This window comes from Cupriavidus sp. OTU4054, from assembly GCF_038440175.1.
Classification (GTDB): domain Bacteria; phylum Pseudomonadota; class Gammaproteobacteria; order Burkholderiales; family Burkholderiaceae; genus Cupriavidus; species Cupriavidus pauculus_D.
In genome coordinates this window covers 36,239-54,752 of sequence record NZ_JASATF010000034.1, presented here as the reverse complement: position 1 = coordinate 54,752, position 18,514 = coordinate 36,239, and the positions used below count along the sequence as shown (strand labels likewise).

Sequence of the window (18,514 nt, the reverse complement as noted above, 5' to 3'; positions counted from 1 at the left end):
TCATGCCACGCCAGAAAACTGTTTCATCCGGAGTTGTCAGCAGGACCCGTCGTCCCAAGCAGCCGGAAGGAAAGGCTGGCGTGGTGGCGCAGGCTGACGACGCAGTCGACGACGGCGTAGTGGCCGCGGTCGACCCCGAGATGTTCGACGGCGACCCCGCCGCCGAGATGGTGCCTGCGACCGACGAGCCGATTACCGCGGTATCGCGTGCGGGTTTGCGCGAAGAGCCCGTCGCCGAAGATGACGACGACGAGGACGAAGAAGACGAGGAAGAAGAGGGCGGAGCCGAACCCGCCGCCGAACCCGACGACTTCAAGACGGTCCTGCATACCGAACTCGCCGCCGATACGGTCCAGCACTATCTCAATCGCATCAGTATCAAGCCGCTGCTGTCCGCGCCGGAGGAGCTGCATTTCTCGACGCTCGCGAAGGAAGGCGATTTCTCCGCGCGGCAGGTGATGATCGAGCGTAACCTGCGCCTCGTGGTCAGCATCGCGAAGGGCTATCTCAATCGGGGCGTGCCGCTGCTCGACCTGATCGAGGAAGGCAACCTCGGCCTCATGCATGCGATCGAGAAATTCGACCCGTCGCGCGGGTTCCGTTTTTCCACGTACGCCACATGGTGGATCCGCCAGAGCATCGAGCGCGCCATCATGAACCAGGCGCGCACGGTTCGCCTGCCGGTGCACGTGATTCGCGAACTGAACCAGGTCCTGCGCGCCAAGCGCCACCTCGAAAAGGGTGGCACGGATGGCCGCGACGCCAGCCTCGAGGACATCGCACATCTCCTCGGAAAGACGCCTGACGAGGTGCAGGACGTTCTGGCACTCAATGAACACACCACCTCGCTCGATACGCCGTTCGATCTCGACCCGGGCTCGAGCCTGCTGGACTTCCTTTCCGACGAGCACAATGCCGCGCCGGATCAGGAGGTCGCTCACCGCGAGCTGGAAAACCTGATGAAGCTCTGGCTCGCACGCCTGTCGGAGAAGCATCGCTATGTGGTGGAACGCCGCTTCGGCCTCAACCACATCGAGCCGGCCACGCTCGAGGAGCTGGCCGAGGAAATGGGCCTGACGCGCGAGCGCGTGCGCCAGATCCAGCAGGAAGCGCTGGTCAAGCTCAAGCGGCATTTCGCTTCGCAAGGTGTAAGGAAGGACGCTGTTTTATGACACCTGTGCTGGTATTCGACATCGAGACGATTCCCGATGTCGCCGGCCTGCGCCGTTTGCATGACCATCCCGCATCGATGAGCGACGCCGAAGTCGCCGAGCATGCGTTTGCCGCCCGCCGGGAGAAGACCGGCTCCGATTTCCTGCCGCACCATCTGCAGCGCGTGGCCGCGATTTCATGCGTGCTGCGCCGGACGCAGCGCGACGGTTCGGCCAGCTTCCATGTGGGCTCGCTCGGCACCGTCGAGGACACCGAGGCCACGCTGATCCAGAAGTTCTACGAACTGATTGCGCGCTACAGCCCGCAGCTCGTGTCGTGGAACGGCGGCGGTTTCGATCTGCCCGTGCTGCACTATCGCGGACTCGTCAACGGCGTGTCCGCGCCGCGCTACTGGGAGATGGGCGAAGGCCGCGACGACGACAGCCGCGACTTCAAGTGGAACAACTACATCAGCCGCTATCACATGCGGCATCTGGACCTGATGGACCTGCTGGCGATGTACCAGCCGCGCGCGAGCGCGCCGCTCGACGACCTCGCCAAGCTGTGCGGATTCCCGGGCAAGCTCGGCATGGACGGCAGCAAGGTATGGGAGGCCTATCAGGGCGGCCAGCTCGACGCGATTCGCGCGTATTGCGAGACCGACGTCGTCAACACGTACCTCGTGTACTGCCGCTTCCAGCTGATGCGCGGCGGCCTGTCCGCGCGCGAATTCGATCATGAGGTCGCGTTCGTGCAGGAATCGCTGGCCGAACTGCCGGGCGAGCAGTGGATGGAATACCTGCGCGCGTTCCAGCTGCGCCCCGTCAGCGAAGAGGCCGAGGACGACGAGTCGTTCTAGGGGCGTCCGCCTAGATATCGAGGCTCAGGTGAATGGGCTGATGGTCCGAGTGCGGCGTCTCGCCATTCACCTCGCAGCGCTTTACGCGATCCCGCAAATCCTCAGTCACGAACACGAAGTCGCACGCGAAGGGCGGCTCGTTCCATTGCTCGCGGTCGTATAGCGCGCACGTGGGCGCATGCGGCTGGCCGGGGTGCGTATGCACCCACGCATCGCGCCAGTTCGGCGTGCCGTCGCCATACGGCACGAGCATGTGCCGGTAGGCCACGTCATCGACCTTGCTGTTGAAGTCGCCGCAGAGAATCGCCTGCGTCGGGCGCGGCTCGGGTTCGAACGGCCCCGGACCTTTCTCGTCGCGCCCCGGATGCCGCGCATGGGCGCAGGCTTCCGCATGCCACACGCGCAGCGCTTCCGCCTGTGCCGCGCGCTGCGAGGCCGAGTAGTACTCGAGGTGGGTCGTGATCACGCGTACGCGCTGCGGCGCGGCGGCGGTCCCCGTTTCCACGGTCACCTCCAGCGCGACGCGCGGCATCGACGGCACGCTCGGGTCCGCGGGCCACGGCAGCGCATGCCGGAAGACCTCGCGCACGGGCAGCCGCGTGGCGATCGCATTGCCGAACTGGCGCGGCGCGCCATCGTTGCCGTACCGGTCCACGCCGGGCGCGAACAGGATGCGGTAGCCGGGAAGCAGGGCCGTGAGTTCGGCTACCTGGTCGCGCTGTGGCCCGCCCGCGATATCGCCGAACCCGCGCGTGATTTCCTGCAGGCAGATCACGTCGGCATCGGCCATTTCTCGCAGCGTGCCCACGGTGCGCGCAAGGTCCACCTTGCCATCCGCGCCGCGGCCCCACTGCACGTTCCAGTTCAGCAACTCCATCGTCGTGTCTCCATGGAATACAATCGCGCATTCGCAAAACAATACGCCAGGTCCCCGCAGGTGTCTCAATCCGTGTCCGTCCAGCCAGAGCAGGTGGAGACCGCGCCGTCAGGTGCCGCGTCCGCCGCATCCCCATCCGCACCCCCCGCCAAACCGAAGATCGAGCCAGTCGTGGTCATCGATGCCCTCGATATGGAAGCGCGCGGCGTGGGCCGCCTCGTCAACGAGGATGGCACCCCGGGCAAGGTGATCTTCGTCGAAGGCGCGCTGCCCGGCGAAACCGTGAGCTACCGCAGCTTCAAGCGCAAGCCCAGCTACGAGCAGGCCTCGCTGGTCGAGATCAAGCAGCCGTCCGTGATGCGTGTCACGCCGGGCTGCCAGTATTTCGGCGTTTGCGGCGGCTGCTCGATGCAGCATCTGGACTCGCGCGCGCAGCTCGCCATCAAGCAGCGCATTCTCGAAGACAACCTCTGGCATCTGTCGAAGGTGCGTCCCGACGTCGTGTTCCGTCCCATCGCCGGCCCGGACTGGGGCTATCGCTTCCGCGCGCGCCTGACCGTGCGTTACGTGGCCAAGAAGGGCGGGGTGCTGGTGGGCTTTCACGAGCGCAAGAGCAGCTATGTGGCGGACATGACGTCATGCGAAGTATTGCCGCCGCATGTGTCAGCATTGTTGATGCCGCTGCGCGAACTGGTGACAGGCCTGTCCATTCGCGACCGCATGCCACAGATCGAACTTGCGGTGGGGCAGGACGTGACGGCGCTCGTGTTGCGTATCCTCGAGCCGCTGACCGATGCCGACAAGGACCTGCTGCGCGCGTTCGCGGACCAGCACAACGTGCAGTTCTGGCTGCAGCCGAAGGGGCCGGACACGGTGCACGTGTTCCACCCGACGGACCGCGAGCTCGCCTACACGCTGCCCGAGTTCGGCATCCGCATGCCGTTCAAGCCCACGGATTTCACGCAGGTCAATCACCAGATCAACCGCGTGCTGATCGGCCGCGCACTGCGTCTGCTCGACGCGCAGCCGTCGGACCGGCTGCTCGACCTGTTCTGCGGTATCGGCAATTTCACGCTGCCACTGGCCACGCAGGGGACCTCGGTCATGGGCATCGAGGGCAGCGAGGCGCTGACCACGCGCGCGTTGGCCAATGCCGAATACAACGGGCTGGCGCACAAGACGTCGTTTGCGTGCCGTAACCTGTTCGAGGTGACCGCGGAGGATATCGCCCAGCTGGGCCGCTTCGACCGCTGGCTCGTGGACCCGCCGCGCGAGGGCGCGCTGGCCGTGAGCAAGGCGCTCGCCGAACTCCACCAGCAGGGCAGCGATGTGCTGCCGAAGCGCATTGTCTACGTGTCGTGCAACCCGGCCACGCTGGCGCGCGATGCCGGTCTGCTCGTGCACGAGGCGGGCTACCGGCTCAGCGGCGCGGGTGTGGTCAATATGTTCCCGCACACGTCGCACGTGGAGTCGATCGCGGTATTCGATCGCGCATAAAAAAACCGGCCCGAAGGCCGGTTTTTTTAACGACCGAAGTCGTTGGCAGTCGCCGTCAGTCTCGGTTGCCGCCGAAGATGCCCAGCAGCGCCAGCAGGTTCACGAATACGTTGTACACGTCGAGGTAGATCGCGAGCGTGGCCGTCACGTAGTTCGTTTCGCCGCCGTTCACGACGCGCTGCACGTCGATCAGGATGAACGCCGAGAAGATCGCGATCGCAATCAGCGACACGGTGATCATCAGCGCCGGCAGATGCAGCCAGAGGTTCGCGATGGAGGCGAGGATCAGCATGATCACGCCGACCATCAGGAACTTGGTCATGCCCGAGAAATCGCGCTTGCTCGTCGTGGCGATGGTCGCCATCGTCGCGAACACCGCCGCGGTGCCGCCGAACGCGTACATGATCAGTGCGGGGCCGTTCGAGAAGCGCAGCGTCACGCCGATCAGATTCGACAGCCACAGGCCCATCACGAATGTGAAGGCCAGTAGCAGCACGACGCCCAGTCCGCTGTTCTTCGTCTTCTCGATGGCGAAGAAGAAGCCGAACATGATGGCGATGAACAGGATGGCGGAGATGCCCGGGCTTCCCGCGATCAGTGTGAAGCCGCCCATCGCGACGCCCAGCCAGGCGCCGAGCACCGTGGGGACCATCGACAATGCGAGCAGCCAGTATGTGTTGCGCAGGACCCGGTTGCGCGCGACCGCGGCATTGGCGCCCGAGGCGCTGTTGCCGAAGCTATAGGTATCGAGCCTTTCGTTCATGGTGACTCCTGTCTCAAAATGGTGTGGCCGGGTGGCCCCGGCGCGGCACAGTCTGAATGTCGCACCGCGTCAGTTGAATTGCAAGGGGCGGCCACCAAGTATTACGGCAATGTAATCTCATTGATTGTCTTAACAACCACCCATATAAACGCTTGTCTTGCAGATTCGAACACATTTGACGTGGCGCAAGGCAAACTGTTCCGCAAGTGTGATGTAAATACCACACGACGGGACCGGGAAAAGATTACACGCGATCACAGTGCAACCCCGGTTGCCCCCGCTCGAATCCGTCATTGTCTCGTGCTAGAATTGCACGTTTATTCCTTTAGTAACCCCTTCATTTTTCGGAGTTTTTCATGGCGATCGAACGCACCCTGTCGATTATCAAGCCGGATGCCGTGGCCAAGAACGTTATCGGCCAGATCTACGCCCGTTTCGAGGCCGCCGGCCTCAAGATCGTTGCCGCCAAGCTGGTCCAGCTGTCGCGCGCCGAAGCCGAGCAGTTCTACGGCGTGCACAAGGAGCGTCCGTTCTTCAAGGACCTCGTGGACTTCATGGTGTCGGGCCCGGTGATGATCCAGGTCCTGGAAGGCGAGAACGCCATCGCCAAGAACCGTGACCTGATGGGCGCCACGGACCCGAAGAAGGCCGACAAGGGCACGATCCGCGCCGACTTCGCCGACAGCATCGACGCGAACGCCGTGCACGGTTCGGACGGTGCGGAAACCGCTGCCGCTGAAGTCGCATTCTTCTTCGCGGGTCTGAACGTTTACAGCCGCTGATTGTCCCTGCTGACATCACGCTGAAATCCACGCTGGAACTGTAGTCATGAACGATCTCGTCAATCTGCTCGATCTGGATGCGGACGCGCTCACCGCCTATTGCGGCGAGCTCGGCGAGAAGCCGTTCCGCGCGCGCCAGTTGCAGCGCTGGATCCACCAGTTCGGTGCCAGCCGTTTCGACGCCATGTCGGATCTCGCCAAGTCGCTGCGCGAAAAGCTCGCGACCCGCGCCGAGATCCGCGCGCCGTCCGTCATCGCCGACAACGTGTCGTCCGACGGCACGCGCAAGTGGCTCGTCGATGTCGGTGCCGGCAATGCGGTGGAGACCGTGTATATCCCCGAGGAAACGCGTGGCACGCTGTGCGTGTCCTCGCAGGCGGGCTGCGCGGTCAACTGCCGTTTCTGCTCGACGGGCAAGCAGGGGTTCTCGCGGAACCTCAGCACCGGCGAGATCATCGGCCAGCTCTGGATGGCCGAGTTCGCGATGCGCGAGCACCTGGGCCGTGGTCCCAAGGACGAACGCGTGATTTCGAACGTCGTGATGATGGGCATGGGCGAACCGCTGCTCAACTACGACCAGGTCGTGCCGGCCCTGCGGCTGATGCTCGACGACAACGCGTACGGCCTGTCGCGCCGCCGCGTGACGGTGTCCACGTCCGGCGTCGTGCCGATGATGGACCGGCTGTCGAAGGATCTTCCGGTGGCGCTCGCGGTCTCGCTGCACGCCTCGAACGATCCGCTGCGCGACATGCTCGTGCCGCTGAACAAGAAGTACCCGCTGGCCGAACTGATGGCGGCATGCCGCCGTTACCTCGAGTTCGCGCCGCGCGATTTCATTACTTTCGAATACTGCATGCTCGATGGCGTCAACGACGGCGTCGAGCACGCGCGGGAACTGCTGAAGCTTGTGGCCGACGTGCCCTGCAAGTTCAACCTGATCCCGTTCAACCCGTTCCCGGAATCGGGGCTGAAGCGCTCGAACAACGAGCAGATCCGCCGCTTCGCCCAGGTGCTGATGGACGCGGGCATCGTTACCACGATCCGCAAGACGCGCGGCGACGACATCGACGCCGCATGCGGCCAGCTGGCCGGCGAAGTCATGGATCGTACCCGTCTGGCCGAGCGCGGCAAGTTCGGCAAGATCGTGCCAGTGGTGCCGGTCAACGCGGCCGGCAAAGCTCGGGAGGCTCGCCCCGCATGATGCGTCTGATTGTCGCGGCCCTGTTCGGGCTGGTGATGTTGTCTGCCTGCACGCTGCCGAATCCGCAGCCGCAGGGTATCCCGACCGCCTCCGACCAGACCGACGTCAGTCGCCGGGCGATGATTCGCCTGCAGCTGGCGATGGGTTATCTCGAGGCCGGGCAATATTCCGTGGCGCTCGACGAAAGCAAGCAGGCGATCGCGATCGATCCGGCGATGGTCGATGCGTACCATATGCGCGCGCTGGCCTATCAGGGCATGAACGAACGCGCGCTCGCGGAAGACAGCTTCCGCACCGCGCTGTCGATGCGGCCCAACGATGCCGACGTGCTGAACAACTACGGCTGGTTCCTGTGCCAGAACAACCGTGCGGGCGAAGGTCTGCCGATCCTGCGCCGCGCGGTCGACGCGCCGTCGGCGAGCGGCCCAGTCAAGCCGCTGATCAGCCTGGGCGTGTGCGAGATGCGCACCGGCAACAGCGAGGGCGCCGAGAAGACGCTGCTGCGCGCGCTCGGCTACGACCGCAACAACCAGGCGGCAATCACCAATCTTGCGCTGGTCTACTACCGCCGTGGCGACCTCGTGCAGGCACAACAATATATCGGGCGCGTCAACAACAGCCGCACGCCGAGCGCGCAATCGCTCTGGCTCGGGCTGCGCATCGCGCACCGGCGCGGCGACGCCACGACGCAGAACGCGCTCGTGTCGCAATTGCGCAGCCGGTTTCCGGAATCGCGCGAGCTGAGCGCCTTTGAACAGGGAGCATGGGATGAGTGAACAGGAGCGTGCCGAAAGCCAGACTGCTTCGGGCGTGGTGGAGACCGATCGTGACGCCGTGGCGCGCGAGATCGGCGCACAGCTCAAGGCGGGGCGCGAGGCGCAGCGCTTGTCGCTCGAGGACGTGAGCGCGCGGCTCAAGGTGGCGGCGACCAAGCTCGCGGCGATCGAGTCCGGCAACGTGTCGAGCCTGCCGGACGTGACGTTCGCCAAGGGCGTGATGCGTGCTTATGCCCGCACGCTCCATATCGATATCGATCCGCTGCTGGGCCGCTATCACGCGCAGGCGCAGACTACGCCCGTGGCGGAGATCACGCGCCGGCACGAGGGTTCGCTGAACCAGACGTTCGACGACCGCAACCGCTTCGGCTCGAGCAACCGCTTCGGTTCGGGCGGCTCGGCAAGCAGCGGTGGCCGCTGGGTCTGGCTGTTCTTCGTCGTGGCCGTGCTCGGCGCGGGCGGCTGGTTCGGCTATGACCATGCCAAGGCGTGGCTCGAGGCGCGCAATCAGCAGAACGAACACGCGGCCGAAACGGCGGCGACGGACGAGGCCACCCCGCAGTCCAGCGGCGATGGCACCGTGACCGCGGCGCTGCCGCCCGTGATGACGGGCAACGATTCGCCGGCTCCCTCGGAGGCGCCCGCGATCACGGCGCCGGCGCCGGCCACGGCGGGTACCGCCACGACGGCGACCGCCACGACGGCGACCGCCACGACCGCGAGCGGCATGCCGCTGGCCACCGGTGGCGCCCTGACTTCGCCGACGGCGCCGGGCGCGACGGAAGCCCCCGCGGCGAGCGCGCCGGCGGCAGCGGTAGCGGCAACGGCAGCGGCAGCGGCTGCCGCGGCGGCCGGTGGCGACGTGGAACTGCGTTTCTCGGCCGATACCTGGTACGAGGTCCGCGATCGCAACGGCAAGGTGGTGCTCGGTGGCACCGCAAAGGCCGGCGACGTCGTGACCGGCGGCGGTGCCGCACCGTACAAGCTCGTGATCGGCAACGTGAAGGGTGTCGAATCGGTGCGCCGGAACGGCGCGCCCGTGGATTTCAAGAGCGCGGACCGCAACAACGTGGCGCGGCTGACGTTACCGTAATCGGTCGGTCAGACAAGCGCGGTCCCCGCAAACCGTCAAGCATGCAAGGTGGTGATGCAATGAATGAAGAGGCTTTCCAGCCCGTCGAGCCAGTTCCTCCGGGCCCGTTGCCGCGTCGGCAGTCGCGCCAGGCGCGCGTCGTGTGGGGCGACAATGTCGTTCTGATCGGCGGCGGTGCGCCCGTGCGCATCCAGTCGATGACCAATACGGACACCGTCGATGCGATCGGCACGGCGATCCAGATCAAGGAACTCGCGCGCGCGGGCTCCGAGATCGTCCGTATCACCGTGAACACGCCCGAGGCCGCGGCCGCGGTGCCGGCGATTCGCGAGCAGCTCGACCGCATGGGCGTCGATGTGCCGCTGGTCGGCGACTTCCATTACAACGGCCATACGCTGCTGCACGACTATCCCGAGTGCGCGCAGGCGTTGTCGAAGTACCGGATCAACCCGGGCAACGTGGGCAAGGGTGCCAAGCGCGACACGCAGTTCGCGCAGATGATCGAGATGGCGTGCCGCTACGACAAGCCGGTGCGTATCGGCGTGAACTGGGGCAGCCTGGACCAGGACCTGCTCGCGCGCATCATGGACGAGAACGCGCAACGCGCGAAGCCGTGGGCCGCGCAGAACGTGATGGTGGAAGCGCTGATCACCTCGGCGATCGAGTCCGCGCGCAAGGCCGAGGAGATCGGCCTCGCGGGCAATCAGATCATCCTCTCGTGCAAGGTCTCGCAGGTGCAGGAGCTGATCGCGGTGTACCGCGAACTGGCGCGCCGCTGCGAATACGCGCTGCACCTGGGCCTGACCGAAGCGGGCATGGGCAGCAAGGGCATCGTGGCCTCGACGGCCGCGCTGTCGGTCCTGCTGCAGGAAGGCATCGGCGACACGATCCGCATTTCGCTGACGCCGGAACCGGGCGCGCCGCGCGAGAAGGAAGTCTACGTGGGGCAGGAAATCCTGCAGACCATGGGCCTGCGCAACTTCACGCCGATGGTGATCGCATGCCCCGGCTGCGGCCGCACCACGAGCACGACGTTCCAGGAGCTGGCCGCAAGCATCCAGTCGTATCTGCGCGAGCAGATGCCGGTGTGGAAGACGGCCTATCCGGGCGTGGAAGAAATGGACGTGGCCGTGATGGGCTGCATCGTCAACGGCCCCGGCGAGAGCAAGCACGCCAATATCGGCATCTCGCTGCCGGGCTCGGGCGAGTCACCGGCGGCGCCGGTGTTCGTGGACGGCGTCAAGGTGAAGACGCTGCGCGGCGAGCGCATCGCCGAGGAATTCCAGGCGATCGTGGACGAGTACGTGCGCACGCACTACGGCCCGAATGCCGTGCGTGCCGAACAAGGTGCGGTGGCCTGAGCGGCCGCCGCCATGCAGACAAGAAGAAATGACTGAGAAGACAGAGAAGGTGCGGGCGCTGCAAGGCGTCAAGGGCATGAACGACATGTTGCCCGCCGACGCGCCGCTGTGGGAGCTGTTCGAGAACACCGCGCGGTCGATGCTGCGCGCCTACGGTTACGAGCAGATCCGCACGCCGATCGTCGAGCACACGCAGCTGTTCGTGCGCGGCATCGGCGAGGTCACGGACATCGTCGAGAAGGAAATGTACTCGTTCACCGATTCGCTGAACGGTGAGCAACTGACGCTGCGTCCGGAAGGCACGGCGGCGGCGGTGCGCGCGACGATCGAGCACAACCTGCTGTACGACGGCCCCAAGCGCCTGTGGTACACGGGTCCGATGTTCCGCCACGAGCGTCCGCAGCGTGGCCGCTATCGCCAGTTCCACCAGCTTGGCGCGGAAGCGCTCGGCTTTGCCGGTCCGGACGTCGATGCCGAGATCATCCTGATGTGCCAGCGCCTGTGGGACGACCTCGGTCTGACCAATGTGCGCCTCGAGCTCAATTCGCTCGGCCAGGCGCACGAGCGTGCCGCGCATCGCGAGGAACTGATCAAGTATCTGGAAGGCTTCCAGGACATCCTCGACGAGGATGGCAAGCGCCGCCTGTACACGAACCCGCTGCGCGTGCTCGACACGAAGAACCCCGCGCTGCAGGAGATGGCTGCGAACGCGCCGAAGCTGATCGACTTCCTCGGCGAGGAATCGCTTGCGCACTTCGACGGCGTGCAACGCCTGCTGAAGGCGAACAACATTCCGTTCAAGATCAATCCGCGTCTCGTGCGCGGGCTCGATTACTACAATCTGACGGTATTCGAGTGGATTACGGATAAGCTTGGCGCGCAGGGCACGATCGCCGGCGGTGGCCGCTACGATCCGCTGATCGCGCAGATGGGCGGCAAGTCCGCGCCCGCGTGCGGCTGGGCCATGGGCATCGAGCGCATCATCGAACTGATGCGCGAAGAGAAGCTCGTGCCGGACGTCGAAGGTTGCGACGTGTACGTCGTGCACCAGGGCACGCCGGCCGCCGAGCAGGCGATGATCGCCGCGGAGCGCCTGCGCGATGCGGGCCTCAACGTGGTGCTGCATGCCACGACCGACGGCAAGAGCGGCAGCTTCAAGTCGCAGATGAAGCGTGCCGACGGCAGCGGTGCGTCGTTCGCGGTCATCATCGGCGACGACGAGGTGGCCAACGGCGTGGTGCAGGTGAAGGAATTGCGTGGCGCGGGTGCCGAAGGCACGGGCGGCGCGCAGGAGTCGGTGCCGGCAGAGGGCCTCGTGGAATTCGTGATCGATCGGATGGTCAATGCCATCGAGAGCGATGACGACGATAGCGACGAACAATAATTGATCTCGACATGGCTTACGATCTAGAAGAACAGGAACAGCTTGAGAGCCTCAAGGCCTGGTGGAACCAGTACGGCAACTTTGTCACCTGGATCCTGATTGCGGGCCTGCTCGCGTTCGCGGCATGGGGCGGCTGGAACTACTGGCAGCGCTCGCAGGCGCGCGACGCGGCGCTGCTGTACGAGCAGGTGACCAAGGCCGCCGAAGCGCGCGACGCCGATCGCGTGAAGCGTGCCGCCACCGACCTCGAGTCGAAGTTCGGCCGTACCGCGTACGGCCAGATGAGCGCGCTGGTCGCGGCCAAGACGCTGTACGACGCGGGCGATCTGGCCGGCGCGAAGGCGCAGCTGCAATGGGCGATCGATCATGGCGACGGCGATTACGTGCACCTCGCGCGGGTGCGCCTGGCTGGCGTGCTGCTCGACGAGAAGGCCTACGACCAGGGTCTGGCGCTGCTGAAGACGGACCCGCCGGGCCCGTTCGAGGCGTTGTACGCCGATCGCCGTGGCGATCTGCTGGCCGCGCAGGACAAGCGTGACGATGCGCGTGCCGCGTATCGCCGCGCGCTGGACAAGCTGGGCACCGGCGATGCCGGCATGCGCCAGGTCATCCAGTTCAAGCTCGATGCGCTGGGCACGGCCTGAAGCCGTCCCGCAGCGCTGAACGAGCCAACGAGCTAACCGAGCCAACGAGCTAACGAGCCATACAAGGGGAACGCATTCTCATGATGTCATTGCAACAAGCCGCCGCGAAACGTTCGACCCACCGTGTGTCCCGCCATGTCGCGCGTGCGCTGACCGCCGGGGCCTGCCTGGGCGTGCTCGCCGGCTGCTCGCTGTTCGGCAAGGAGAACAAGCATCCGCCTACCGAGCTGAAGCCGGTGGCCGCCACGCTGTCGGTCAAGCAGGCCTGGACCGTCGATGTGGGCAAGAGCGGCGAGTACGTGATGGCGCCCGTGGCATCGGGCAACAACGTCTACGTGTCCTCGCGCAGCGGCAACGTGATGGCGATCGACGGCAATTCCGGCCGCACGCTGTGGAAGGCCAAGACCGATGTCGACCTGACCTCGGGTCCGGGCTCCGATGGCAGCGTCACGGCCGTGGCGGGCGAGAAGGGCGTGGTCTACGCGTTCGACGCGAGCGGCAAGCAGGTATGGAAGAAACAGGTCAACGGCGAGGTCCTGTCCGCGCCGCTGGTCGGTAACGGGCTCGTGATCGTGCGTACCACGGACACGCGCGTGCTCGGCCTCGATGCGCAGACGGGCGAGCGCCGCTGGATCTACCAGCGTTCGCAGACCCCGCTGAACCTCCGCGCGGCCATGGGCATGACGTTCGCCGGCGACGGCGTGGTGATGGGCTTCCCGGGCGGCAAGCTCGGCGTGCTCGCCCCGGGCAATGGCGTGCTGCGCTGGGAGTCCGCGGTGTCGTATCCGAAGGGCGTGTCCGAAATCGAGCGCCTGAACGACGTCACGGGCCAGCCCGCCGTCAACGGGCGCCAGGTGTGCGCGACCACGTTCCAGGGACGTATCGCCTGCCTGGAGCTGACCAACGGCCAGCCGCAGTGGGGCAAGGATTTCTCGTCGCCGACCGGTGTCGCGCAGGATGACACGACGCTGTTCGCCAGCGACGAATCGTCGACGGTCTACGCGTTCGACCGCCAGAACGGCAACGAACGCTGGAAGAACGACCAGCTTCGCTATCGCACGCTCGGCGCGCCGACCGCGCTGGGCCGCTCGGTGGTGGTGGGCGACTACGATGGTTTTGTCCACTTCCTCTCGCGCGAGGACGGCCAGATCGTGGCCCGCATGAAGACCGACGGCAGCGCGATCAGCGCCGCCCCGGTGGTTGCGGGTCAGACGCTGGTGGTGCAGACGCGTGATGGCGATGTGTACGGTTTCGTACCGAACTAAGATATAAAAAAAGCTAGCGCCTCGGTGGCGCTGATCGTCCGTACTCCTGTCGTACGGACGGAACCAATCCGGTAGCATGATTCCGGTCGTGCCCGCTTTCGCGGTCTGGACCGTGGCGCCCCGCATCGTCTGGCCGGGCGCGCCCGACAGGAAAACCTGCCTGCCGTGCCCCGATACCCGGTGCGCGGCAGGATGTCGGATCAACATGACTCCGGAGTCGGGGCGGCGTGTGCCGGCCCATTTTCCGTTTATTGCATGAAACCAGTGATCGCACTCGTCGGCCGCCCGAACGTGGGCAAGTCGACGCTATTCAATCGGATGACGCGCTCGCGCGACGCGCTCGTCGCCGACCTGCCGGGCCTGACACGGGACCGCCACTACGGCGAGGGCCGTGTCGGCGACCGTCCATTCATCGTGATCGACACGGGCGGCTTCGAGCCTGTGGCCAAGGAAGGCATCGTCGCCGAAATGGCCAAGCAGACGCGCCAGGCCGTGGTCGAGGCGGACGTCGTGATCTTCCTCGTCGATGGCCGGCTCGGCCTCGCGCCGCAGGATCGCGTGATTGCCGACTACCTGCGCAAGACCGGCCGCCGCATCATGCTGGCCGTGAACAAGGCCGAAGGCATGAAGTACACGTCGGTCGCGGCGGACTTCTACGAGCTCGGCATGGGCGACCCGTACGCGATCTCGTCGACACACGGCGATGGCGTGCGCGAGCTCGTCGATGAGGCGCTCGACATCGCGGTGCAGGAGCGTCCGGAGCTCGCCGAGCTCGAGGACGCCGGCCAGCGCGGCGTGAAGATCGCGATCGTGGGGCGGCCGAACGTGGGCAAGTCCACGCTCGTCAATACGCTGATCGGCGAGGAGCGCGTGATCGCGTTCGATATGCCCGGTACCACGCGCGACGCCATCTACGTGGAGTTCGAGCGGGGCGGCAAGCCCTATACGCTGATCGATACGGCGGGCCTGCGCAAGCGCGGCAAGGTGTTCGAGGCCATCGAGAAGTTCTCGGTGGTCAAGACGCTGCAGTCGATTGCCGATGCCAACGTGGTGGTGCTGCTGCTCGACGCGCAGCAGGACATCTCGGAGCAGGATGCGCATATCGCCGGCTTTATCGTCGAGTCGGGCCGCGCGCTCGTGGTGGGCGTCAACAAGTGGGACGGCCTGGACGGGCATACGCGCGACCGCATCAAGCACGACCTCGAGCGCAAGCTGCAATTCCTCAGTTTCGCCAATTTCCATTTCGTTTCCGCGCGCGAGCGCACCGGGATCGGCGCGCTGCTGCGCTCGGTCGATGACGCCTATGCGGCAGCCATGGTCAAGCTGCCGACGCCGCAACTGACGCGCGTGCTGGAAGAAGCGGTGGAGTTCCAGCAGCCGAAGCGAGTGGGCACATCACGCCCGAAACTCCGTTACGCGCACCAGGGCGGGTCCAACCCCCCGATCATCGTGGTGCATGGCAATGCGCTGTCGGGCGTCGCCGAAACCTATCGCCGATACCTTGAAAACCGGTTCCGCGCCGCATTCAAGCTCAAAGGCACCCCCCTTCGAATCGAATTTCGCACGAACAAAAACCCGTACGTCGACTCGAAGGAATGAGCCTCGATGGTGCCTGGGGCTCGGCTTTTTCGGCGCGGGCAAGATTCGTTTGCGTTCGTTTGGAACTGCGGCTAAATTCACGGATAGCAGGGGGTTCGCCCCCTGCGTGTGTTGAGGCCAAGCTGGTACCGCTTTCATCTTTGCTTTGATCTTTTTTTGGCGCGATCTTGTGCCGATGACTTGAACCGGGGGCTTCCGTCCCCATGATCCATCACTAAATCTATAAATTTGGAGTGTGCCATGAGCAACAAAGGGCAATTGCTACAAGACCCGTTCCTGAACGCGCTGCGCAAAGAGCACGTGCCGGTTTCCATCTACCTCGTCAATGGCATCAAGCTGCAAGGCAATATCGAGTCGTTTGACCAGTACGTCGTCCTGCTGCGCAATACGGTGACGCAGATGGTGTACAAGCATGCGATTTCCACCGTCGTGCCGGCCCGCGCGGTCAATTTCCGCGTGGATGACGCTTCCGAGGGTTAATCCCGACGATTCCGTCATGTGCGGCCGCATTCCGGTGCGGTCGCATGGTTGTGCCTGCTTTCAGATCTTCCGCCGTCCACGGTCATCCCGACCGTCGCCTCTCCTCTAGACGCTTCGCGTCCACCCCGTTTGCAACCCAAAGCTACCTCCAATACCGAGCCGTCGCGCGCCATCCTGGTTGGCGTGGATTTCGGCAAGCATGATTTCCAGGAAAGCCTGTCCGAACTCGCGCTGCTGGTGACGACCGCCGGCTCCGTGCCCGTTCATACGCTGACAGGCAAGCGGCCGCGTCCCGATCCGTCGCTGTTCATCGGATCCGGCAAGGCCGAAGAGCTGCGGCAGGCCGCGGACGCGCTCGATGCCGACGTGATCGTGTTCAACCACGCGCTGAGCCCCGCGCAGCAGCGGAACCTCGAGCGCTTTCTGAACCGGCATGTGATCGACCGCACCGGGCTGATCCTGGACATCTTCGCGCAGCGTGCGCAGAGCCATGTGGGCAAGGTGCAGGTGGAGCTCGCGCAGGTCCAGTACCAGGCGTCGCGGCTGGTTCGCGCGTGGAGCCATCTGGAGCGGCAGAAGGGCGGTATCGGGATGCGGGGCGGTCCGGGCGAGCGTCAGCTCGAGCTCGACCGCCGGATGCTGGACGACCGCGCCAAGCGGCTCAAGACGGATCTCGCGCGGCTGCGCCGCCAGCACAGCACGCAGCGTCGCGCGCGCGCCCGTAACGAAACGCTCAGTATTTCGCTGGTCGGCTATACGAACGCGGGCAAGTCGACGCTGTTCAACGCGCTGACCAAGGCCCGGGCCTACGCGGCCGACCAGCTGTTCGCGACGCTGGACACGACATCGCGCCGGCTGTTCCTCGAGGGGCTGGGCAACGTGGTGTTGTCCGATACCGTCGGATTTATTCGCGATTTGCCGACACAGCTCGTCGAAGCGTTCCGCGCCACGCTCGACGAGACCGTGCATGCGGACCTGCTGCTCCATGTCGTCGATGCCTCGAGCGGCGTGCGGCACGAGCAGATCGAACAGGTGAACCGCGTGCTCGCCGAAATCGATGCCTCGGATATCCCGCAGATCATCGTCATGAACAAGATCGACGCGGCGCCGGAACTGCTCGAGGCCGGGCCGCGCATCGAGCGCGACGAGGACGGCGTGCCCACGCGCGTGTTTCTGTCGGCGCGTGAAGGGCTGGGCCTCGATGGCCTGCGCGAGGCCGTGGTGGAGGTGGCCCAGTGGCTGGCCTCGCGGCCCCCGATGCCCCCGGAGCACGACCCGCGCCTCGACGAGGTTCAGGCGGAAATTTCGCCCGACGCGCGCGCCGATGGCGAAGATCATGGCGATATTGCGTAAATGTGATCAGGATGGCTGCTAGAATCCACCTGTTCACAACTTCCCGGACCCGTGCACTTCATGCCCCAGTTCTCCCGGAATCCTGACTCGCGCTACGCGCCAGGCGCCAGGCACTCCCACGCGCCGCTGCGCGCGGGCTGGCAACGCCTGCGTGCCATCTTCTCGCTGAACGACCCCCGCTGGGGCCGCAACGGTCAGGACGACGAAGACAAGGACAAGGACAACAACCGCCAGCAGAACCAGCGGCCACAGGACGGTCCGCCCGATCTCGACGAGCTCTGGCGCGATTTCAACCGCCGCCTGAGCGGCCTGCTGGGCCGCAAGGACAACGGCGGTGGCGGCAACCAGAACTTTGGCGGTCCCCGCACACCGGGCAAGGGCTCGGGCATCGGCGTCGGCGTGCTGATCGCCGCGATTGCCGGTATCTGGCTGGCCAGCGGCTTCTTCATGGTCCAGGAAGGCCAGACCGCGGTCATCCTGCAGTTCGGCAAGTACAAGTACAGCGCCGGCCCCGGTATCAACTGGCGCTGGCCGTGGCCGATCCAGTCGGCCGAAGTGGTCAACCTGTCGGCCGTGCGTTCGGTCGAGGTGGGCCGCGCGACGTCGATCAAGGACACGAACCTCAAGGACTCGTCGATGCTCACGCAGGACGAGAACATCATCGACGTCCGGTTCACGGTCCAGTACGACATTCAGGACGCGAGCGAATATCTGTTCTTCAACAAGACCGACCGCGGTGGCGACGAAGAACTGGTGACGCAGGCCGCCGAGACCTCGGTGCGCGAGATCGTGGGCCGCAACCGGATGGACTCGGTGCTGTACGAGAACCGCGAACAGATCGCGCAGGGGCTGGCGAAGTCGATCCAGGCCATCCTGACCGCGTACAAGACCGGTATCCGCGTGATCTCCGTCAACGTGCAGAGCGTGCAGCCGCCCGAGCAGGTGCAGGCCGCGTTCGACGACGTGAACAAGGCCAGCCAGGATCGCGAACGCGCAATCAGCGAAGGGCAGGCCTATGCCAACGACGTCATTCCGCGCGCCAAGGGTACCGCCGCGCGCCTGAAGGAAGAGGCCGAGGGCTACCGTTCCCGCGTGGTGGCGCAGGCCGAGGGCGATGCCTCGCGCTTCCGCTCCGTGCAGGCCGAATACGCAAAGGCACCGCAGGTGACGCGCGACCGTATCTATCTGGAGACCATGCAGCAGATCTACTCCAACACGAGCAAGGTGCTCGTGGATGTGCGCCAGGGCAGCAACCTGCTGTACCTCCCGCTCGACAAGCTCGTCTCGCAGACGCAGGGCGGGGTTGCCCCGTCGTCGCCCGCGGCGGCGCCAGGCGCGGCCGTGCCTTCGGTGCCCGATGCATCGTCGGATATCCGTTCGCGTGAAGCGATGCGTAATCGCGACCGCGATTCGCGCTAAGGGAGGAGA

The 18,514-nt window shown here is 65.4% G+C and carries 17 protein-coding genes; 15 read left to right on the top strand and 2 right to left on the bottom strand.

The genetic code is table 11. From position 1 onward, the window contains the following. Positions 1-2: 2 nt before the first annotated feature. Positions 3-1,172: an RNA polymerase sigma factor RpoS gene (gene rpoS / locus AAHB16_RS28625; RefSeq protein ID WP_150371315.1), complete on the top strand. Its 1,170-nt coding sequence runs from the start codon at positions 3-5 to the stop codon at positions 1,170-1,172. Next, a complete protein-coding gene (locus tag AAHB16_RS28620; protein ID WP_150371316.1) occupies positions 1,169-2,011 on the top strand; it encodes a 3'-5' exonuclease in 843 nt (280 codons plus the stop codon). The genes rpoS and AAHB16_RS28620 overlap by 4 nt, the downstream gene beginning before the upstream one ends. A gap of 10 nt (positions 2,012-2,021) precedes the next feature. On the opposite strand, the gene AAHB16_RS28615 is transcribed toward AAHB16_RS28620, so the two are convergent. Next, positions 2,022-2,888, bottom strand: coding sequence for an endonuclease/exonuclease/phosphatase family protein (locus AAHB16_RS28615; protein ID WP_150371317.1), 867 nt, complete (start codon positions 2,886-2,888; stop codon positions 2,022-2,024). 192 nt (positions 2,889-3,080) lie between these two features. Here AAHB16_RS28615 and rlmD point away from each other — a divergent pair, with 192 nt between their 5' ends. Then, positions 3,081-4,385 (top strand): 23S rRNA (uracil(1939)-C(5))-methyltransferase RlmD, encoded by a 1,305-nt coding sequence (gene rlmD, locus AAHB16_RS28610; RefSeq protein ID WP_263364771.1) that lies wholly within the window; start codon positions 3,081-3,083, stop codon positions 4,383-4,385. A gap of 55 nt (positions 4,386-4,440) precedes the next feature. Here the strand turns inward: rlmD and AAHB16_RS28605 are convergent, their stop codons facing one another. Beyond that, entirely contained in the window at positions 4,441-5,148 is a 708-nt protein-coding gene (locus AAHB16_RS28605) for a Bax inhibitor-1/YccA family protein (protein WP_342052579.1), read from the bottom strand. Positions 5,149-5,504: 356 nt separating this feature from the next. Here AAHB16_RS28605 and ndk point away from each other — a divergent pair, with 356 nt between their 5' ends. The 12 genes from ndk to hflK all read left to right on the top strand — a co-directional run bounded on the left by ndk (position 5,505) and on the right by hflK (position 18,505). Next, positions 5,505-5,930, top strand: a complete 426-nt coding sequence (gene ndk, locus AAHB16_RS28600) for a nucleoside-diphosphate kinase (protein WP_150371320.1) — start codon at positions 5,505-5,507, stop codon at positions 5,928-5,930. Between the two features lie 46 nt (positions 5,931-5,976). Further along, entirely contained in the window at positions 5,977-7,131 is a 1,155-nt protein-coding gene (gene rlmN / locus AAHB16_RS28595; RefSeq protein WP_342052578.1) for a 23S rRNA (adenine(2503)-C(2))-methyltransferase RlmN, read from the top strand. Then, positions 7,128-7,907 (top strand): type IV pilus biogenesis/stability protein PilW, encoded by a 780-nt coding sequence (pilW, locus tag AAHB16_RS28590; protein WP_150371322.1) that lies wholly within the window; start codon positions 7,128-7,130, stop codon positions 7,905-7,907. The genes rlmN and pilW overlap by 4 nt, the downstream gene beginning before the upstream one ends. Then, positions 7,900-9,000 (top strand): RodZ domain-containing protein, encoded by a 1,101-nt coding sequence (locus AAHB16_RS28585; RefSeq protein ID WP_342052577.1) that lies wholly within the window; start codon positions 7,900-7,902, stop codon positions 8,998-9,000. Before pilW ends, AAHB16_RS28585 begins: the two co-directional genes overlap by 8 nt. Positions 9,001-9,059: 59 nt before the next feature. Further along, on the top strand, positions 9,060-10,361 hold the full coding sequence (gene ispG / locus AAHB16_RS28580; RefSeq protein ID WP_150371324.1) for a flavodoxin-dependent (E)-4-hydroxy-3-methylbut-2-enyl-diphosphate synthase: 1,302 nt from the start codon (positions 9,060-9,062) through the stop codon (positions 10,359-10,361). A 28-nt stretch (positions 10,362-10,389) separates the two neighbouring features. Then, positions 10,390-11,745, top strand: a complete 1,356-nt coding sequence (hisS, locus tag AAHB16_RS28575; protein WP_342052576.1) for a histidine--tRNA ligase — start codon at positions 10,390-10,392, stop codon at positions 11,743-11,745. 11 nt (positions 11,746-11,756) lie between these two features. After that, positions 11,757-12,389, top strand: a complete 633-nt coding sequence (locus tag AAHB16_RS28570; RefSeq protein WP_150371326.1) for a YfgM family protein — start codon at positions 11,757-11,759, stop codon at positions 12,387-12,389. Between the two features lie 83 nt (positions 12,390-12,472). Then, entirely contained in the window at positions 12,473-13,654 is a 1,182-nt protein-coding gene (bamB, locus tag AAHB16_RS28565; RefSeq protein ID WP_342052586.1) for an outer membrane protein assembly factor BamB, read from the top strand. Between the two features lie 255 nt (positions 13,655-13,909). After that, complete coding sequence (der, locus tag AAHB16_RS28560) at positions 13,910-15,253, top strand: ribosome biogenesis GTPase Der (protein WP_150371327.1); 1,344 nt, start codon at positions 13,910-13,912, stop codon at positions 15,251-15,253. Positions 15,254-15,493: 240 nt separating this feature from the next. Further along, on the top strand, positions 15,494-15,733 hold the full coding sequence (gene hfq, locus AAHB16_RS28555; RefSeq protein WP_109580730.1) for an RNA chaperone Hfq: 240 nt from the start codon (positions 15,494-15,496) through the stop codon (positions 15,731-15,733). Positions 15,734-15,862: 129 nt separating this feature from the next. After that, the gene (hflX, locus tag AAHB16_RS28550) at positions 15,863-17,086 is read left to right on the top strand and encodes a GTPase HflX (protein WP_150371328.1); all 1,224 of its coding nucleotides are present in this window, start codon (positions 15,863-15,865) and stop codon (positions 17,084-17,086) included. 60 nt (positions 17,087-17,146) lie between these two features. Further along, positions 17,147-18,505 (top strand): FtsH protease activity modulator HflK, encoded by a 1,359-nt coding sequence (gene hflK, locus AAHB16_RS28545; protein ID WP_150371329.1) that lies wholly within the window; start codon positions 17,147-17,149, stop codon positions 18,503-18,505. Positions 18,506-18,514 lie beyond the last annotated feature (9 nt).